Origin of the sequence: Mycobacterium colombiense CECT 3035 (assembly GCF_002105755.1) — a bacterium.
Taxonomy (GTDB): Bacteria; Actinomycetota; Actinomycetes; order Mycobacteriales; family Mycobacteriaceae; genus Mycobacterium; species Mycobacterium colombiense.
In genome coordinates this window covers 2,387,000-2,403,382 of record NZ_CP020821.1, presented here as the reverse complement: position 1 = coordinate 2,403,382, position 16,383 = coordinate 2,387,000, and the positions used below count along the sequence as shown (strand labels likewise).

At 66.8% G+C, this 16,383-nt stretch carries 14 protein-coding genes and 1 pseudogene; 10 read left to right on the top strand and 5 right to left on the bottom strand.

Annotated features, from left to right (window positions below; translation table 11 throughout):
- The first annotated feature begins 14 nt into the window (after positions 1-14).
- The 4 genes and pseudogenes from lepA to B9D87_RS10970 all read left to right on the top strand — a co-directional run bounded on the left by lepA (position 15) and on the right by B9D87_RS10970 (position 4,464).
- A pseudogene (gene lepA / locus B9D87_RS10985) lies at positions 15-1,968 on the top strand (translation elongation factor 4).
- 2 nt (positions 1,969-1,970) lie between these two features.
- Positions 1,971-2,729: a sensor domain-containing protein gene (locus B9D87_RS10980; protein WP_040629661.1), complete on the top strand. Its 759-nt coding sequence runs from the start codon at positions 1,971-1,973 to the stop codon at positions 2,727-2,729.
- Between the two features lie 76 nt (positions 2,730-2,805).
- A complete protein-coding gene (locus B9D87_RS10975; protein WP_238553389.1) occupies positions 2,806-3,501 on the top strand; it encodes a sensor domain-containing protein in 696 nt (231 codons plus the stop codon).
- A gap of 189 nt (positions 3,502-3,690) precedes the next feature.
- Entirely contained in the window at positions 3,691-4,464 is a 774-nt protein-coding gene (locus tag B9D87_RS10970) for a sensor domain-containing protein (RefSeq protein WP_193787388.1), read from the top strand.
- Between the two features lie 36 nt (positions 4,465-4,500).
- Here B9D87_RS10970 and B9D87_RS10965 read toward each other — a convergent pair whose 3' ends face one another.
- Complete coding sequence (locus B9D87_RS10965) at positions 4,501-6,537, bottom strand: glycoside hydrolase family 15 protein (RefSeq protein ID WP_007769878.1); 2,037 nt, start codon at positions 6,535-6,537, stop codon at positions 4,501-4,503.
- 163 nt (positions 6,538-6,700) lie between these two features.
- On the opposite strand from B9D87_RS10965, the gene B9D87_RS10960 reads away from it, so the two are divergent.
- The 5 genes from B9D87_RS10960 (at position 6,701) to B9D87_RS10940 (ending at position 11,045) form a co-directional block, all read left to right on the top strand.
- Positions 6,701-6,895, top strand: coding sequence for a hypothetical protein (locus tag B9D87_RS10960; protein WP_040629663.1), 195 nt, complete (start codon positions 6,701-6,703; stop codon positions 6,893-6,895).
- A gap of 337 nt (positions 6,896-7,232) precedes the next feature.
- A complete protein-coding gene (locus tag B9D87_RS10955) occupies positions 7,233-8,264 on the top strand; it encodes a sulfate ABC transporter substrate-binding protein (protein ID WP_007769880.1) in 1,032 nt (343 codons plus the stop codon).
- Complete coding sequence (gene cysT, locus B9D87_RS10950) at positions 8,261-9,133, top strand: sulfate ABC transporter permease subunit CysT (RefSeq protein ID WP_007769881.1); 873 nt, start codon at positions 8,261-8,263, stop codon at positions 9,131-9,133. Before B9D87_RS10955 ends, cysT begins: the two co-directional genes overlap by 4 nt.
- Positions 9,130-9,948 (top strand): sulfate ABC transporter permease subunit CysW, encoded by an 819-nt coding sequence (cysW, locus tag B9D87_RS10945; RefSeq protein WP_007769882.1) that lies wholly within the window; start codon positions 9,130-9,132, stop codon positions 9,946-9,948. Before cysT ends, cysW begins: the two co-directional genes overlap by 4 nt.
- Before the next feature lie 8 nt (positions 9,949-9,956).
- Positions 9,957-11,045, top strand: coding sequence for a sulfate/molybdate ABC transporter ATP-binding protein (locus tag B9D87_RS10940; RefSeq protein WP_007769883.1), 1,089 nt, complete (start codon positions 9,957-9,959; stop codon positions 11,043-11,045).
- A 32-nt stretch (positions 11,046-11,077) separates the two neighbouring features.
- Here B9D87_RS10940 and B9D87_RS10935 read toward each other — a convergent pair whose 3' ends face one another.
- The 3 genes from B9D87_RS10935 to B9D87_RS27820 form a co-directional block, all read right to left on the bottom strand.
- Entirely contained in the window at positions 11,078-11,821 is a 744-nt protein-coding gene (locus tag B9D87_RS10935) for a phosphoadenylyl-sulfate reductase (protein WP_007769884.1), read from the bottom strand.
- The gene (locus B9D87_RS10930; RefSeq protein ID WP_007769885.1) at positions 11,818-13,485 is read right to left on the bottom strand and encodes a nitrite/sulfite reductase; all 1,668 of its coding nucleotides are present in this window, start codon (positions 13,483-13,485) and stop codon (positions 11,818-11,820) included. The genes B9D87_RS10935 and B9D87_RS10930 overlap by 4 nt, the downstream gene beginning before the upstream one ends.
- Before the next feature lie 113 nt (positions 13,486-13,598).
- On the bottom strand, positions 13,599-13,655 hold the full coding sequence (locus B9D87_RS27820) for an Ms4527A family Cys-rich leader peptide (protein WP_350494663.1): 57 nt from the start codon (positions 13,653-13,655) through the stop codon (positions 13,599-13,601).
- A 236-nt stretch (positions 13,656-13,891) separates the two neighbouring features.
- Here B9D87_RS27820 and hemW point away from each other — a divergent pair, with 236 nt between their 5' ends.
- Complete coding sequence (gene hemW, locus B9D87_RS10925) at positions 13,892-15,064, top strand: radical SAM family heme chaperone HemW (protein WP_007769886.1); 1,173 nt, start codon at positions 13,892-13,894, stop codon at positions 15,062-15,064.
- 4 nt (positions 15,065-15,068) lie between these two features.
- Here the strand turns inward: hemW and B9D87_RS10920 are convergent, their stop codons facing one another.
- Positions 15,069-16,301: a sodium-dependent bicarbonate transport family permease gene (locus B9D87_RS10920; RefSeq protein ID WP_007769887.1), complete on the bottom strand. Its 1,233-nt coding sequence runs from the start codon at positions 16,299-16,301 to the stop codon at positions 15,069-15,071.
- Positions 16,302-16,383: the final 82 nt, after the last annotated feature.

Sequence of the window (16,383 nt, the reverse complement as noted above, 5' to 3'; positions counted from 1 at the left end):
GGTGGGGTGCGACTGTGTCCAAGTAGGTTCCGGCGGCCCTGTCTGGATACGCTGGACATACCCGCGAACCGCGCCGGAAACGGCCGCGACGCGCCCCGCCGAGCTTGCACGCACCAGGAGATTCCCATCAGCAGTTTCGCCGACAAGACCTTCACTGCGCCGGCGCAGATTCGGAATTTCTGCATCATCGCCCACATCGACCACGGCAAGTCCACCCTGGCCGACCGGATGCTCCAGCTCACCGGCGTCGTCGACGAGCGGTCCATGCGCGCCCAATACCTGGACCGGATGGACATCGAGCGCGAGCGCGGCATCACCATCAAGGCCCAGAACGTGCGCCTGCCGTGGCGGGTCGGCGACACCGATTACGTGCTGCACCTGATCGACACCCCGGGCCACGTCGACTTCACCTACGAGGTGTCGCGCGCGCTGGAGGCCTGCGAGGGCGCGGTGCTGCTGGTCGACGCCGCGCAGGGCATCGAGGCGCAGACCCTGGCCAACCTCTACCTTGCGCTGGACCGCGACCTGCACATCATCCCGGTGCTGAACAAGATCGACCTGCCCGCCGCCGACCCCGACCGCTACGCCGCCGAGATCGCCCACATCATCGGCTGCGAGCCGGGCGACGTGCTGCGCGTCTCGGGCAAGACCGGGGACGGGGTCGCCGACCTCCTCGACCACGTGGTGCGCGAGGTGCCGCCCCCGCAGGGCGTCGCCGACGCACCGCTGCGCGCCATGATCTTCGACTCGGTCTACGACATCTACCGCGGTGTGGTGACCTACGTCCGGGTGGTGGACGGCAAGATCACGCCGCGCGAACGCATCGCGATGATGTCCACCGGCGCCACGCACGAACTGCTCGAGGTCGGCATCGTCTCGCCCGAGCCGAAGGCCAGCGACGGCCTGGGCGTGGGGGAGGTGGGCTACCTGATCACCGGGGTCAAGGACGTGCGCCAGTCCAAGGTCGGTGACACGGTGACGGCGGCCCGGCACGGCGCCACCGAGGCGCTCACCGGGTACCGCGAACCCAGGCCGATGGTCTACTCGGGCCTGTATCCGGTGGACGGCTCCGATTATCCGGTTCTGCGTGACGCCCTGGACCGGTTGCAACTCAACGACGCGGCGCTGACCTACGAGCCGGAGACCTCGGTGGCGCTGGGCTTCGGATTCCGTTGTGGCTTCTTGGGTCTGCTGCACATGGAGATCACCCGCGAGCGCCTGGAGCGCGAGTTCAACCTGGACCTGATCTCGACGTCGCCCAACGTCGTCTATCGCGTGGTCAAAGAAGACAACACCGAGATCGTGGTGACCAACCCGTCGGACTGGCCGGAAGGCAAGGTTCGCACCGTGTACGAACCGGTGGTCAAGACCACGATCATCGCGCCCAGCGAATTCATCGGCACCATCATGGAGCTGTGCCAGTCGCGCCGCGGCGAGCTAGGCGGCATGGATTACCTGTCGCCAGAACGGGTCGAGCTGCGCTACACCATGCCGCTGGGCGAGATCATCTTCGACTTCTTCGACTCGCTGAAGTCGCGCACCCGCGGCTATGCCAGCCTCGACTACGAGGAGGCCGGCGAGCAAGAGGCGCAGCTGGTCAAGGTCGACATCCTGCTGCAGGGCGAGGCCGTCGACGCGTTCAGCGCGATCGTCCACAAGGACGGGGCGTCGGCGTACGGCAACAAGATGACCACCAAGCTCAAAGAGCTGATCCCGCGCCAGCAGTTCGAGGTGCCCGTCCAGGCCGCCATCGGCTCGAAAATCATTGCACGCGAGAACATTCGCGCGATCCGCAAGGACGTGCTGTCCAAGTGCTACGGCGGTGACATCACCCGTAAACGCAAGCTTCTGGAAAAGCAGAAGGAAGGCAAAAAGCGGATGAAGACCATCGGGCGCGTCGATGTGCCCCAGGAGGCGTTCGTCGCGGCCTTGTCCGCCGACGCCGCGGGGGACAAGGGCAAGAAGTAACCATGCGGATACGGGGGATGGCGTCGGCGCTGCTGGCGGTCGCCGCGTTGGCGACGGGCTGCGGTGGCGTCGTGGCGGGCACGGCGAAGCCGGCGCCGAACCTCAAGCCGCAACCGCTCAGCGGCGCGACGGTCAAACAGGTGCTGCTCGACGGCCCGACGCTGTCGCGGATGCTCAACCAGCCTTTCGTGGCGCGCGACCCGGCCGAATTCGGCGGGCCCGAAAAGCTGTATCAGGTGAAGCGATCGATGTCGCAGGCCGGTTGCCTGGGCGTGACGGCGATGCTGCAGCAGGGCGTGTACCGGTCCGCCGACGTGAAAGACGTTGCGTCGGAATCGTGGTGGAACAACGGCGAGCCGGCGCAGGTGATCGTGGTCGAGGAGGGCGTGGTCACGCTGCCGTCGCCCGCGCAGGCCCAGGCGCTGTTCGCGCAGTTCTCCCAGCAGTGGCAGCAGTGCAATGGCATGACCACGTCGGAACAGAGCGGTCCGATCAGCACCACGAACGTCATCAGCGACGTGCGCACCACGGACTCCACCATCGCGGCCACCAAGACCGCGACGTCGATCCTGCCCAACATGCCGCCCCTTCGGCCCACCCCGCAGGCGCGCGCGATCGGTATCCGGTCGAACTGCCTGGTCGAGGTTCAGGTGGTCTTCTTCGGCGGGCGACGGTCCTCCGACCCGGGATCGGCCGACATCAATTCCAGCGCCATCGACGTCGCGCACGCCCTGATGGACAAAGTCAGCGCCCTGGGCTGACCGGGCACCCGGAAGGGCTAGGAACCACGTGAAAAGTCGCTCGCGACCCCTGGCCGCTTTAATTGCGGTGCTGCTGATGACCGGGTGCACCGAAACCATCACCGGCACAGCAGGTCTGGCACCGAGCGCGGGGCGGGTGCCGGCCATCAAGCGGGCGCTGTTCGACGGTACGGCGCTGGCGAGGTTGCTCGCCCAGCCGTTCCAGCCCTACCCGCACTACTCGGATTTCGGGGGCGTCGACAAATTGGGGTCGGGTTGGGATAACGGGCAGCCGGCCGACTGCATCGGGGTCGTTCACCTGATGCAGCGGGTCACGTACGCCTCCGCATCGATACAGCTCACGGCTGGTGAAATGTGGGTGCACAAAGGCGATTCCGAGAGGGTCGACAGCGTCCAGCAGGGCATCGTCGCGCTGGGGACGGACGCGGACGCCAACGCGCTGTTCGCCAAGTTCACGGCGCAGTGGCGCAGATGCGACGGCACCACGCTGCTGGTGGAACCCATCGACGTGTGGAATTCGGACGCCATCTCCGACGTACGCGTCGCGGATTCGGTTGTCGCGGCCACGGTTTCGATGGGGTCGGGCCCACACGGTGGTTTGAACGCCATCCCCGAGGCCCGGGCCCTTGGCGTCAAGGGGACTTACCTGGTCGAGGTCACGGTCGAATTCAGTCCCATTTACGGTCAGGCAGATGTGGGCAACGCCGACATCAACACCACCGCCATCGACCTCACCCACGCGCTCATGGACAAACTCAGCGCCCGCGGCTGACGCGGCGCGTCCGCTGGCTGGTGAGCTCACAGGGCCTCACACCCCGAACCTGAGACATGCCTGACGTTGCGCTGTGTCCTCGGTGTGGCCTGCGGTGTTCACCATAAGGCGGCAATAAACTTGCTGGTCAAGGCGGTACGAAGCGGTTGTGCCGTCGATCGACGGACGCAGGGAGGCGCGGTAACAATTGTGACGATCGGTACGAGATGCCGCTGGCGCGTCGGCGCCTTGATGGCCATCATGATGCTCGCCTCGGGCTGCTCGGTGGCGGTCGATGGCACGGCGCGCCCGGCGCCCGGCGGCACACCGCGATCCCTCAGTGGGACGACCATCAAGCGGGTGCTGCTCGGCAGGAGCGCACTGTCGCGAATTGTCAAGCAGCCGTTGACCATTGACCCCGGGTTCCCGCCGAGCTTTGCGGGGCCGGAGTCGTTGCAGGGCGACAGGGTGGCGTGGCCGGACGACTGCATCGGCGTCGCGGTGATGTTGCAGCACAGCGCCTACCGTCACCGGAAGGTCAGAGATGTCGCGCAGGAAACCTGGCGGCCCAATTCCACGACTGCCACGGTGATCCGCGTCCAAGAGGGGGTGGTCGACCTGCCGACGCCTGCCGACGCCGAGGCGCTGTTCGTGACGTTCTCTCGCCAGTGGCAACGATGTGAGGGCAAGACTGTCGCCCTCACCGGGCGACCGTTCAGGCTGAAGGCGAAGGTGGACGACGTGCAGGTCGCCGCTTCGGTTCTCGCGGCGACGACGTCGATCGAGCTCGACTCGCCGAACCCGCTTCTCGAGGATTCCCTCCCGGCCGGGCGCGCCATCGGTGTGCGGGACAACTGCCTGATCGAAGTCGAAGTCGACTTTGCGAACACACCCGCGCGACCGGCCAGGCAGCCAGACGAGGTCGATGCCAGCGCGCTCGACATCGCGCAGGTGATGAGGGACAAAGTCGACGCCCTGCGCTAGCCGGACGCAAGCGGCGCTTGCCGTGCGCTCAAGCCCCTACATCGGAGCGTTCGCGGGCTGGAACATCCCGGACCCGTCGGCTTCCTCCTCGGCGCGGATGACGTGCACCACCGCGTTGATCAGCGCCAGGTGGGTGAACGCCTGTGGGAAGTTGCCCAGCTGGCGCCCGGTGCGCGGTTCGATCTCCTCGGCGTAGAGGTGCAGCGGGCTGGCGTAGGACAGCAGCCGCTCACACAGGCGCTTGGCGCGCCGCACCTCGCCGATCTCGACCAGCGCCGACACCAGCCAGAACGAGCAGATCGTGAAGGTGCCCTCCTCGCCGGACAGCCCATCGTCGGTTTCCTCGACCCGGTAGCGCAGCACCAGGCCCTCCTGGGTGAGTTCGTCGGCGATCGCCAGTACGGTGTTTCGCACCCGCGGGTCGTCCGGCGGCAGGAACCGCGTCAGCACCACCAACAGCAGCGAGGCGTCCAGCGCGTCGCTGCCGTAGCGCTGGGTGAACACCCCGCGGGAGTCCACGCCATGCGTCAGGATGTCCTCCTTGATCTCGTCGGCGATGGCATGCCATTGCTGGGCGTAGCTCTTCTCGCCCTGCCGCTCGGCCAGCTTGGCGCCGCGGTCGAGTGCCACCCAGCACATCACCTTCGACGACGTGAAGTGCTGCGGTTCCCCGCGCACCTCCCAGATGCCGCGGTCCGGCTCGCGCCAATGTTTGATCGCCTCTTCGACCTGCTTCTTCAGCACCGGCCACAACGTCTCCGGGACCTGCTCTCGTGACTTGGCGTGCAGGTAGAAGGAATCCAGGATGGAGCCCCAGATGTCGTGCTGGATCTGGTCGTAGGCGCCGTTGCCGATCCGCACCGGGCGGGCGTGGTCATAGCCGGACAGGTGGTGCAGTTCCTCTTCGACCAGGCTGCGCTCGCCGCCGACGCCGTACATGACCTGCAGCGGGTGCCGCTCGTTGTGGTTGGCGCCGGAGACATCGGCGATGAAGGCGAAGAAGTCGTCGGCTTCGCGGTCCAGCCCCAGGGTGTACAGGCCCCACAACGCGAACGTCGAGTCGCGCACCCAGGCGTAGCGGTAGTCCCAATTGCGTTCGCCCTGCGGCGTTTCCGGCAGCGACGTGGTGCTGGCCGCCAGCAGCGCGCCGGTGGGGGAATAGGTCAGGCCCTTCAGCGTGAGCGCGCTGCGCTGCAGGTAGGCCCGCCACGGGTGATCGGGGAAGTTGCCGATGTTGATCCACTGGCGCCAACATTCGGTGGTCTGCCACATCTTGTCGGCGGCCTCTTGGTACGTCTGCGGCGCCGGGTGCTTGGTCCAGCTCAGGGCGACGAACACGTCGTCGCCCTCTTTCATCCGGGTGCGCGCACGTGCCTCCCGGCCTTCCAGCCCGATGCGCAGATTGCTGGTGAGCCGCAGTGTCGGGTGGGCGTCGGGTTCCCTGGTGGCGCGGGCGACGGCCTCGCCGTAGGCGTTGGCGGAGTACTCCCAGGCGGCGCCGACGCGGTGATAGTCGAACGCCGGCTCGCAGCTCATCATCAATTCGACGGTGCCGCTGACGCAGCGCACGGTGCGCAGCAGGATGTGTTCGGCATCCCAGTCCATCGGGGTGCGCCGATGCGTCCGCGACCGCCGCTCCAGGTCGTGCCAGGGGCCCATGACCAGCGCATCGCGCACGATCAGCCATCCGGTGTGGGTCTGCCAGGTGGTCTCCATGATGAGGCTGCCGGGAAGGTACCGGCGGGCAGAGGGCACCGAGACGCCGTAGGGCCCCAGCCGGAAGTGACCGGCGCTGCGGTCCAGGATCGCGCCGAACACGCTGGGGGAGTCCGGCCGGGGCACGCACAGCCATTCCACCGACCCGGCCGGCGAGATCAAGCAGGTGGTTTCCCAGTCCGACAGGAACGCATAGTCGGCGATCGGCGGGAACGGGTTCCGTAGGGCGGCGCTGGGAGCGAGCGGCCCGGGCGTGCGCAAATCGATGGACGACGACATCGACGCGGAGGCGGCTGTATATGTGTCCTCGGGCATGGCGTCAGCCGGCTGGTCTTCGGGTTGGGCATGCAGAACCATCTGGCCATCATCGCTGCTCAGCCATCTCGCGTCCAACGTTTCGGCGAGGTGGCGTGGCGGGCGCCTATCCGCAGCGTCTGGCCTGCTTTTCGATCATCGTGACGGTGACGCCGGCGTGGCCAGACATTGGTCTTCGACAGCCGGGCCGCATAGGGTGAGCTCCGTGAACGCGTTCCTCAACTGGTGGGACGGCAACGAGCTGTGGCTTTCGGGGCTGCCTTTCGTCCTGCAGGCCATGGTGGTGATGCCGATCGTGCTGGCGGTGGCCTACGCCACGGCGGCCGTGCTGGACGGCGCGCTCGGCAAGGGCATCGAGCTGATGCGCCGGGCCCGCCACGCCGGCGGGACGCCCGAGTAACGCCGATGCCCCGGTCACACGTGACGCTGGTTCTCGTCATCCTGGTGGCGCTGGTGGTCGTGACATGGTTGGTGACCCACTTGATGCACCACTAGCCGGGCATCGCTTGTTTGCTGCGCCACCCGTTGCGGTGGCGGCAATCCCGATTCCTGTTAGGCTTCCCGCCATGCGCGTGGCATTTGGCATTCCGGGGTGCTATGCCTTCGTGCACTGTTGTCGCTGACTCCCAAACCCGTGCGCGGTCTGGTCTGGAGTTTTCGAATTCTCCTGAAGTTCTAGGTGCCTATCCGCAGAAACGGGACCGAAATCCCATTCGTTCTGCATCGGAAGGCCCTCAATGGACATCAGGACCGCATGGCACTGGCGGCCCGTCCTCACCCTTGCGCTGATTGCCGGCCTCATCGCCGGATGTCACGGCGGGGCCAGCGATGCCGTCGGCGGCGGTGGGCTGTCCGGCGCGCGCACCAGCATCACGCTGGTCGCCTACTCGGTCCCAGAACCGGGGTGGAGCAAGATAATTCCGGCGTTCAACGCCTCCGATGAGGGCAAGGGCGTGCAGGTGGTCACCTCCTACGGGGCCTCCGGCGACCAGTCCCGTGGTGTCGTCGACGGCAAGCCGGCCGACGTGGTGAACTTCTCGGTGGAACCCGACATCGCTCGGCTGGTCAAGGCGGGCAAGGTTTCCAAGGACTGGAATACCGACGCCACCAAGGGAATTCCCTTCGGCTCGGTGGTCACGCTGGTGGTGCGGAAGGGCAATCCGAAGAACATCAGGGATTGGGATGACCTGTTGCGGCCGGGCGTCGAGGTCATCACGCCCAGCCCGCTGAGTTCGGGATCGGCGAAGTGGAATCTGCTCGCGCCGTACGCCGTGAAGAGTGAAGGCGGCGCCCACAGCGACGCCGGGGTGGATTTCATCAAGAAGTTGGTGACCGAGCACGTCAAGCTGCGCCCCGGTTCGGGGCGGGAAGCCACCGACGTGTTCGTGCAGGGCAGCGGTGACGTATTGATCAGCTACGAGAACGAGGCCATCGCCACCGAGCGGGCGGGCAAGCCCGTCGAGCACGTCAACCCGCCCCAGACCTTCAGGATCGACAATCCGGTGGCCGTGGTCAACACCAGCCCGCACCTGGATGCCGCCGTCGCGTTCAAGAACTTCCAATACACGGCCGCGGCCCAAAAGGTCTGGGCGCAGGCCGGTTTCCGCCCGGTCGATCCTGCCGTCGCCGCCGACTTCCGAAACCAGTATCCGGTGCCGGCCAAGCTGTGGACCATCGCCGACCTCGGCGGCTGGACCACCGCGGATCCCCAGCTGTTCGACAAGAACACCGGCAGCATCACCAAGATCTACACGAAGGCCACCGGATGACGGCCATCACGCCGGACCCGCTGGCAGTCCGGCCCGAACTCAGCGGTGACGCGCCACCGGGACCGCTTCCCGGGCGCGGCCGCGGGACCACCGCCCTGCGGGTCGGGGCGGCCACGGTGTGGCTGTCGGTGATCGTGCTGCTGCCGCTGGCGGCGATCGCCTGGCAATCCGCGGGCGGCGGCTGGCGCGCCTTCTGGCTGGCGGTTTCCTCGAATGCCGCCCTCGAGTCGTTCCGGGTGACCCTGACCATCTCGGCCGGCGTCACCGTGCTCAACCTGGTCTTCGGCCTGGTGATCGCGTGGGTGCTGGTTCGTGACGACTTTCCGGGCAAGCGACTCGTCGACGCGATCATCGACCTACCGTTCGCGCTGCCCACCATCGTCGCCAGCCTGGTGATGCTGGCGCTGTACGGCAACAACAGCCCGGTCGGCCTGCACCTGCAGCACACATCGTGGGGTGTGGCGGTGGCGCTGGCCTTCGTCACGCTGCCGTTCGTGGTGCGCGCCGTCCAGCCGGTGCTGCTGGAATTGGATCGCGAAACCGAGGAGGCCGCGGCGTCGCTGGGCGCCAGCGGCCCGAAGATCTTCACCTCCGTGGTGCTGCCGTCACTGCTGCCCGCGTTGTTATCCGGTGCGGGCCTGGCGTTCTCACGGGCGATCGGCGAGTTCGGATCCGTGGTGCTCATCGGCGGTGCCGTACCGGGCAAGACCGAAGTGTCGTCGCAGTGGATACGCACGCTGATCGAGAACGACGACCGCACCGGCGCCGCCGCAATTTCGATTGTGCTGTTGGGCATTTCGTTTGTCGTGCTGCTCGTCCTGCGGATCGTGGGCGGACGCGCGGCCAAGCGGGAGGAGCTGTCCGCATGACATCGTCTGCGGGAGTGCGCTATTGGTTGCGGTTCGTCGCTCTCGGATACGTCTTCGTGCTGCTGGTCATTCCGGTGGCGTTGATCCTGTGGCGGGCCTTTCAACCCGGCCTCGGCCAGTTCTACGCCTGGGTGAGCACCCCCGCCGCGATATCGGCGCTGAACCTGACGCTGCTGGTGGTGGCCATCGTGGTGCCGCTGAACGTCGTGTTCGGGATTCCCACGGCATTGGTGCTCGCGCGCAACAGGTTTCGCGGCAAGGGCGTACTGCAGGCGGTCATCGATCTGCCGTTCGCGGTCTCGCCGGTCATCGTGGGCGTCGCGTTGATCGTGTTGTGGGGGTCGGCCGGTGCGCTCGGGTTCGTGGAGCAAGACCTCGGGTTCAAGATCATCTTCGGCCTGCCGGGAATCGTGCTCGCCAGCATCTTCGTCACGCTGCCCTTCGTGGTGCGCGAAGTGGAGCCGGTGCTACACGAGCTGGGTACCGACCAGGAGGAGGCGGCGGCAACCCTGGGTTCGGGCTGGTGGCAGACCTTCTGGCGGATCACGCTGCCGTCCATCCGGTGGGGTCTGACATACGGGATCGTGTTGACCATCGCCCGTACCCTGGGGGAATACGGTGCCGTGCTCATGGTGTCTTCCAACCTGCCGGGGAAGTCGCAGACGCTGACGTTGCTGGTGTCCGATCGCTACAACCGCGGCGCGGAGTACGGCGCCTACGCGCTGTCCACGCTGTTGATGGGAGTTGCCGTGCTGGTGTTGGTTTTCCAGGTGGTGCTTGACGCGCGCCGCGCACGAGCGGCCAGACAGGCCTGACGAGGGGAATGACCGTGACTGACGCCGGCACCGAGCGCGACGACCTCGCCATCATCGTGCGTGACGCCAACAAGCGTTATGGCGATTTCGTCGCCCTGGATCATGTGGACTTCGTCGTGCCCACCGGCTCGCTGACGGCTCTGCTGGGTCCCAGCGGTTCCGGCAAATCGACGCTGCTGCGCACCATCGCCGGCCTCGACCAGCCCGACACCGGAACCGTCACGATCTACGGTCGTGACGTGACCCGCGTGCCGCCGCAGCGGCGCGGCATCGGGTTCGTGTTCCAGCACTACGCGGCGTTCAAGCACCTGACGGTCCGGGACAACGTGGCCTACGGGCTCAAGGTCCGCAAGCGACCCAAAGCCGAGATCAAGGCCAAGGTCGACAACCTACTGGAAGTGGTGGGGCTGAGCGGTTTTCAGGCCCGCTACCCCAACCAGCTGTCCGGCGGTCAGCGCCAGCGCATGGCGCTGGCGCGGGCGCTGGCCGTCGATCCGCAGGTGCTGCTGCTCGACGAGCCGTTCGGCGCGCTGGACGCGAAGGTGCGGGAGGACCTGCGGGCGTGGCTGCGGCGCCTGCACGACGAGGTGCACGTGACCACGGTGCTGGTCACCCACGACCAGGCCGAGGCGCTGGACGTCGCCGACCGGATCGCGGTGCTCAATCAGGGCCGCATCGAGCAGATCGGATCGCCGACCGACGTCTACGACGCTCCGGCGAACGCGTTCGTGATGTCGTTCCTCGGCGCGGTTTCCACCCTGAACGGGACGCTGGTGCGCCCGCACGACATCCGGGTGGGCCGCAACCCCGAGATGGCGATCGCAGGCGGCGACGGCACCGCGGAATCCGTCGGGGTGGTGCGCGCCGTCGTCGACCGGGTGGTCACGCTGGGATTCGAGGTGCGGGTCGAGCTGACCAGCGCCGCCACCGGCGGCTTCTTCACCGCCCAGATCACGCGCGGCGACGCCGAGGCGCTGGCGCTGCGCGAGGGGGACACCGTCTACGTGCGTGCCACCCGCGTCCCGCCGATCGCCCTCGAGGCCGCAGCCAACGCTGGACGCGCCGACGAGGACGAGAACACGCTGACGTCGGCCTGACGGGCCGGATTCGCGGTGTCGCACGCCGGTCGCTACGACGCGTGCAACCCGCATTCGGTCTTGGCGCGTCCCTGCCAGCGCCCGCTGCGCGGGTCGGCGCCCGCCAGCGGCTTGGCCGTGCAGGGGGCGCAGCCGATCGACGAATAGCCGTCGTACATAAGCGGATTCACCAGCACGCCGTGCTCGTCGATGTAATTCTGCACGTCTTCGTCGGACCATTCGACCAGCGGGTTGACCTTCACCAGCTTGAAGCCCTCGTCGAAGCCGACCACCGGGGCGTTGGCGCGCGCGGCGGTCTCGCCGCGGCGCAGCCCGGTCACCCAGGCGGAGTATCCGCGCAGCGTCTTGCCCAGCGGCTCGACCTTGCGCAGCCGGCAGCACTCACCGGGGTCCCGCGCGAACAGGTCCTTGCCCAGCATTTTGTCCTGCTCGGCGACGGTGTGCTCGGGCGTGACGTTGAGCACCCGGATGTCGTACACGGACTCGATCGCGTCCCGGGTACCGATGGTCTCCACGAAGTGATAACCCGTGTCCAAAAACACCACCGGGACGCCCGGACGGGCCTTGGCCGCCAGGTCGATCAACACGGCCTCCTGCATGCTGGAAGCCACCACATAGTTGCAGGTGGCCCAGCCGCGCGGACCGTTGATGCCGCCGAATGTCTCGTCAGTCCAACGCAATACGTCGGCGGCGCTGGCGCCCTTTAGCTCGGCCGCCCCGCGGGCGGCAAGGGCCCGCAGTTCGGCTTCTGGAAGCTTGGTCGTTCGTTCGCTCATCGCAAATCGTCCTCGTCTGCCCTCATAGCCCACTGTGCGAAACGTTCACCCTCGCCGCGATATTTCAGGAAGTTGCGTGTGACCCGCTCGATGTAGTCGCCGAGCTCGTCGCCGGTGACCTTGTGCTGGCGCAGCTTTCGGCCAAAGCCGCTGTCCAGGCCCAGGCTGCCGCCCAGGTGCACCTGGAAGCCCTCGACCGAGCCGCCCTCGCCATCGTCGACCATCTGGCCTTTGAGCCCGATGTCGGCGACCTGGATGCGGGCGCACGAGTTGGGACAGCCGTTGATGTTGACGGTGATCGGCACGTCGAGCTGCTCGTTGATGTCAGCGAGGCGGCTTTCCAGCTCGGGCACCAAAGATTGCGCCTTGACCCGGGTTTCGGCGAAGGACAACTTGCAGAACTCGATCCCCGTGCACGCCATCACATTCCGCCGCCAATGCGACGGCCGCGACTGCAGGCCCAGCGCCTCCAGGCCGGCGACCAGCTCGTCGAGCTTGTCGTCGGGCACGTCGAGGATGACCAGCTTCTGGTAAGGGGTGAGCCGGATCCGGTCCGAGCCGGCTTGTTCGGCGAGGTCGGCCACCGCGGTGAGGATGGTGCCCGACACCCGGCCCGCGATCGAGGCGACGCCCACCGCGTTGAGCCCGTTCTTGAGCCGCTGCACGCCGACGTGGTCGATCGGGTGCTTGAGCGGCTCGGGAGCCGGGCCGTCGATCAGCGGACGCTTGAGGTACTCCTGTTCGAGGACTTCACGGAATTTTTCGATACCCCAGTCCTTGATCAGGAACTTCAGCCGCGCCTTGGACCGCAGCCGTCGGTAGCCGTAATCGCGGAAGATCGACGTCACCGCGTTCCATACCTCGGGCACCTCTTCGAGCGGCACCCAGGCGCCGACCCGCTGGGCCAGCATCGGGTTGGTCGACAGCCCACCGCCGACCCACAGGTCCAGCCCCGGGCCGTGCTCGGGGTGGTTGACGCCGATGAACGCGATGTCGTTGACCTCGTGCACCACATCCTGCAGCCCCGAGATCGCTGTCTTGTACTTGCGCGGCAGGTCGGCGAAGTCGGGCTGGCCGATGTAGCGGCGGGCGATCTCCTCGATCGCCCAGCTGGGGTCGAGCACCTCGTCGAGCGACTCGCCGGCCAGCGGCGAGCCCAAGATCACGCGGGGGCAGTCACCGCACGCCTCGGCGGTCTGCAGGCCGACCTCGGCCAGCCGCCGCCAGATCTCGGGGACGTTCTCCACCTCGATCCAGTGGTACTGGACGTTCTCGCGGTCGGTGATGTCGGCGGTGTCGCGGCCGAATTCGGTGGAAATCTGGCCCACGGTGCGCAGCGCGGCCGCCGACAGGGCGCCGCCGTCGCATCGCACCCGCATCATGAAGTACTTGGCTTCCAGCAGCTCGGCGTTGTCGTCGCCGGTGAACGTGCCGTCGTAGCCCTGTTCGCGCTGGGTGTAGAGCCCCCACCAGCGGAAACGCCCCCGCAGGTCGCTCTTGTCGATGCTGTCGAAGCCGTTCTGGGCGTAGACCGTCTCGATGCGCTCCCGGACGTCCAGCGGGGCGCCGGCCTGCTTCATCTCTTCGTTCGGATTCAGCGGCTCACGATTTCCCAGTGCCCATTGGCCCTCGTTACGGGGCTTTGCGGCTCGGGCGGTGGTCATCGGGAAGTTCTCCTTAAAAAGATCGCCAGCGCGGCCAGAGCAGTTCACCGGCACTTTCAGGCGGCGCGGAACCATCGGCCAGCTGGAGACACAGGGGGCCTGGGTCTACCACGTCAAGGCAGACAGATACAGCTGCAAACGCGCTTGAGATCAATGTGCCGTCGCGCCACGAGCACAATGTGCGGGCTGGGCTGGTCGACAGTCACGCCACCATTGTGCCATGGATGCCGAAGGGCCACGCGAGCAGGTCATTTCTTGGCTCACGGTGATTAAAACTACCGAGCAAGCCTGGGAGATCCCACTCGTAAAGCCTTAGAAGTTCGTGCGATTGTTCCGGCACACGGGTGGGCTCCGCAGGCGGAATCGACGCCCCGGCGTCGACCCGTCCGTCGTGGGATCATTTGGCATGGCCAATCGCGAGGAACCGGTGGACCTGCCCGACGTCGGGGTGGTCGCCGGGCAGCCGTTTGGCATCTACGTGCACGTGCCATTCTGCGTAACCCGTTGCGGCTACTGCGATTTCAACACCTACACCCCGGCCGAACTAGGTGGCGTCAATCCGGACGCCTGGCTCAGCGCACTGGGGACGGAACTGGAACTGGCGGCCGCGAGGTTGCAGGCGCCACCGGTGAGCACCGTCTTCGTCGGTGGCGGGACACCCTCCCTGCTGGGCGGGCAGCGGATGGCGACGCTGCTGGGCATGGTGCGACAGCACTTCACGCTGGCGCCCGACGCCGAGGTCACCACCGAGGCCAACCCCGAGTCGGCATGGCCGGATTTCTTCGACGCCATCCGCGCGGCCGGCTACACCCGGGTATCGCTGGGGATGCAGTCGGTGGCGCCGCGGGTGCTGGGTGTCCTCGACCGCATCCACACGCCGAACCGGTCCGCGGCCGCCGCCCGCGAGGCGCTGGCCGCCGGCTTTGAGCACGTCAGCCTCGATTTGATCTACGGAACCCCCGGGGAGTCCGACGACGACCTGTTGTGCTCGGTCGACACCGCGATCGAGACCGGCGTGGATCACGTCTCCGCCTACGCGCTGGTCGTCGAGGAGGGCACCGCGCTGGCCCGGCGAGTCCGGCGCGGCGAGCTGGCCGCACCCGATGACGACGTGCTGGCCCACCGCTACGAATTGGTGGATGCCCGGCTGTCGCAGGCGGGACTGTCCTGGTACGAGGTGTCCAACTGGTCGCGGCCCGGCGGTGAGTGCCGCCACAACCTCGGCTACTGGGATGGCGGCCAGTGGTGGGGCGCCGGGCCCGGCGCACACGGCTATCTCGGCGCGACGCGGTGGTGGAACGTCAAACACCCCAACGCGTATGCGGAGCGGTTGAGCGCGGCGGCGCTGCCGGTGGCCGGGTTCGAGCAGCTGGATTCCGACGCCTTGCACACCGAGGACGTGCTGTTGAAAACGCGTCTGCGCCAGGGACTCCCAGTCGAATTGCTGAGTTCTGCCGAGCGTGAGCGCGCCGAGGGCGCGGTCGCCGACGGTCTGCTGGTGTCCGAGGGTGACAGGCTGGTCCTGACTCCACGCGGACGGCTGCTGGCCGACGCCGTGGTGCGAACGCTGCTCGGTTAAGTCGTCAGGTGCCCGGGAACCAGTGCCCGACCATGCGGACTATCTCGATGTAGAGCGGGATTCCGATGGTGACGTTGTAGGAGAACGTCAGGCCCAGTGAGGCGGCCAGCGGCAGAGTCGGGCTGGCTTCCGGGATCGCCAGGCGCTGCACCGCCGGAACGGCGATGTAGGACGACGCACCGCATAGCACCGCGAACAGCACGTAGGTTCCCGGCTTGAAGTCGGTGTGGGTGAGGTAGGCGTAGACGTGGGCGACGATGATCCCCAGCGTTGCGAAGATGTTCGGCGCCAGCAGACCGTAGAGGATGAAGCCTGGCCCCGCCGTGCGCAGGTCCTTCAGCTTGCGGGCGGCCGTCATACCCATCTCGAGCAGGAACAGACAGAGCACGCCCTGGAATGCCACCACGAAGAACGAGTCGTCGGCGGCGACGACCTTCTGGCCCTGTAGACCACTGACGAGGCCGATGACGATTCCGCCGAAGAGAAGGACCAGGCCGGGGTTGAGGAAAACCTCCTGCATGAGCTCACGGGAGAGGAAGGGCTGCTTTTTGGTCTCGACTCGCTCAGGCTCCCAGTCCGGATGATCGAGCTTTTCCATGGAGAGCTCCAGCTCCTGTTCGATGCCGCGTTCATTCTCGGCCTCGAGGCTCTGGCCGTGCGGGGGCTTCGCCGCGCTGCCGGGACCGACTCCGACCTTGACGGGTGGGGTGTAGCCGGCCTCGTCAGGCATGTAGCCGGCCGAGTCCATTCCCCGATGGCGCAGTCGCGCAACCAGATACAGCGCCACCAGGCAGCCGGGAACCTCCATGACGGCGAGCATGACCGGCATGTACGCGTCGAATACGAGGTTGACGGTGGCCAGGACTGCCACGCAGGTGGCGAACGTTCCCGCTGAATCGGAGCCGTAGTAACCGGCGACCGTCGCCCGATCGACGGCTCTGAGCGAGGTCAGCACAGTCAGCAACAGGTAGGCGATGCAGCCGATCACGAAGTTGAGCACGAAGCCCACCACCATGAATCCGATGATGGCCCCGACGCTGGATGCCTTGACCTGCGCGAGTTCTTCGCCGCCGTGCCAGCCGATCGCCAGCAACAGGTACATCGTCAATCCCTGATAGATGACGTAGGGGAATTCGAACCGCACCTTGAGGATGGGAATCAGGAACCCGAAGTAAAAGAACAACAGAAGCGGTTTGAACAAGTTGTGCGTGAAGTTGTGCCAGAACTCTTGCAGCATCGATGCCTCCGTTGGTTAGAGCGCTGATCTGGGGGAAGCACCGTCCGCAAGCGGAGCAACCACGAAACATCCCGACGACCGT

Coding starts and splice junctions, on each gene's coding strand:
- B9D87_RS10980 (WP_040629661.1), top strand. CDS start 1,971: ATGCGGATACGGGGGATGGCGTCGGCGCTGCTGGCGGTCGCCGCGTTG.
- B9D87_RS10975 (WP_238553389.1), top strand. CDS start 2,806: ATGACCGGGTGCACCGAAACCATCACCGGCACAGCAGGTCTGGCACCG.
- B9D87_RS10965 (WP_007769878.1), bottom strand. CDS start 6,537: ATGGTTCTGCATGCCCAACCCGAAGACCAGCCGGCTGACGCCATGCCC.
- B9D87_RS10955 (WP_007769880.1), top strand. CDS start 7,233: ATGGACATCAGGACCGCATGGCACTGGCGGCCCGTCCTCACCCTTGCG.
- cysT (WP_007769881.1), top strand. CDS start 8,261: ATGACGGCCATCACGCCGGACCCGCTGGCAGTCCGGCCCGAACTCAGC.
- cysW (WP_007769882.1), top strand. CDS start 9,130: ATGACATCGTCTGCGGGAGTGCGCTATTGGTTGCGGTTCGTCGCTCTC.
- B9D87_RS10940 (WP_007769883.1), top strand. CDS start 9,957: ATGACCGTGACTGACGCCGGCACCGAGCGCGACGACCTCGCCATCATC.
- B9D87_RS10935 (WP_007769884.1), bottom strand. CDS start 11,821: ATGAGCGAACGAACGACCAAGCTTCCAGAAGCCGAACTGCGGGCCCTT.
- B9D87_RS10930 (WP_007769885.1), bottom strand. CDS start 13,485: ATGACCACCGCCCGAGCCGCAAAGCCCCGTAACGAGGGCCAATGGGCA.
- hemW (WP_007769886.1), top strand. CDS start 13,892: ATGGCCAATCGCGAGGAACCGGTGGACCTGCCCGACGTCGGGGTGGTC.
- B9D87_RS10920 (WP_007769887.1), bottom strand. CDS start 16,301: ATGCTGCAAGAGTTCTGGCACAACTTCACGCACAACTTGTTCAAACCG.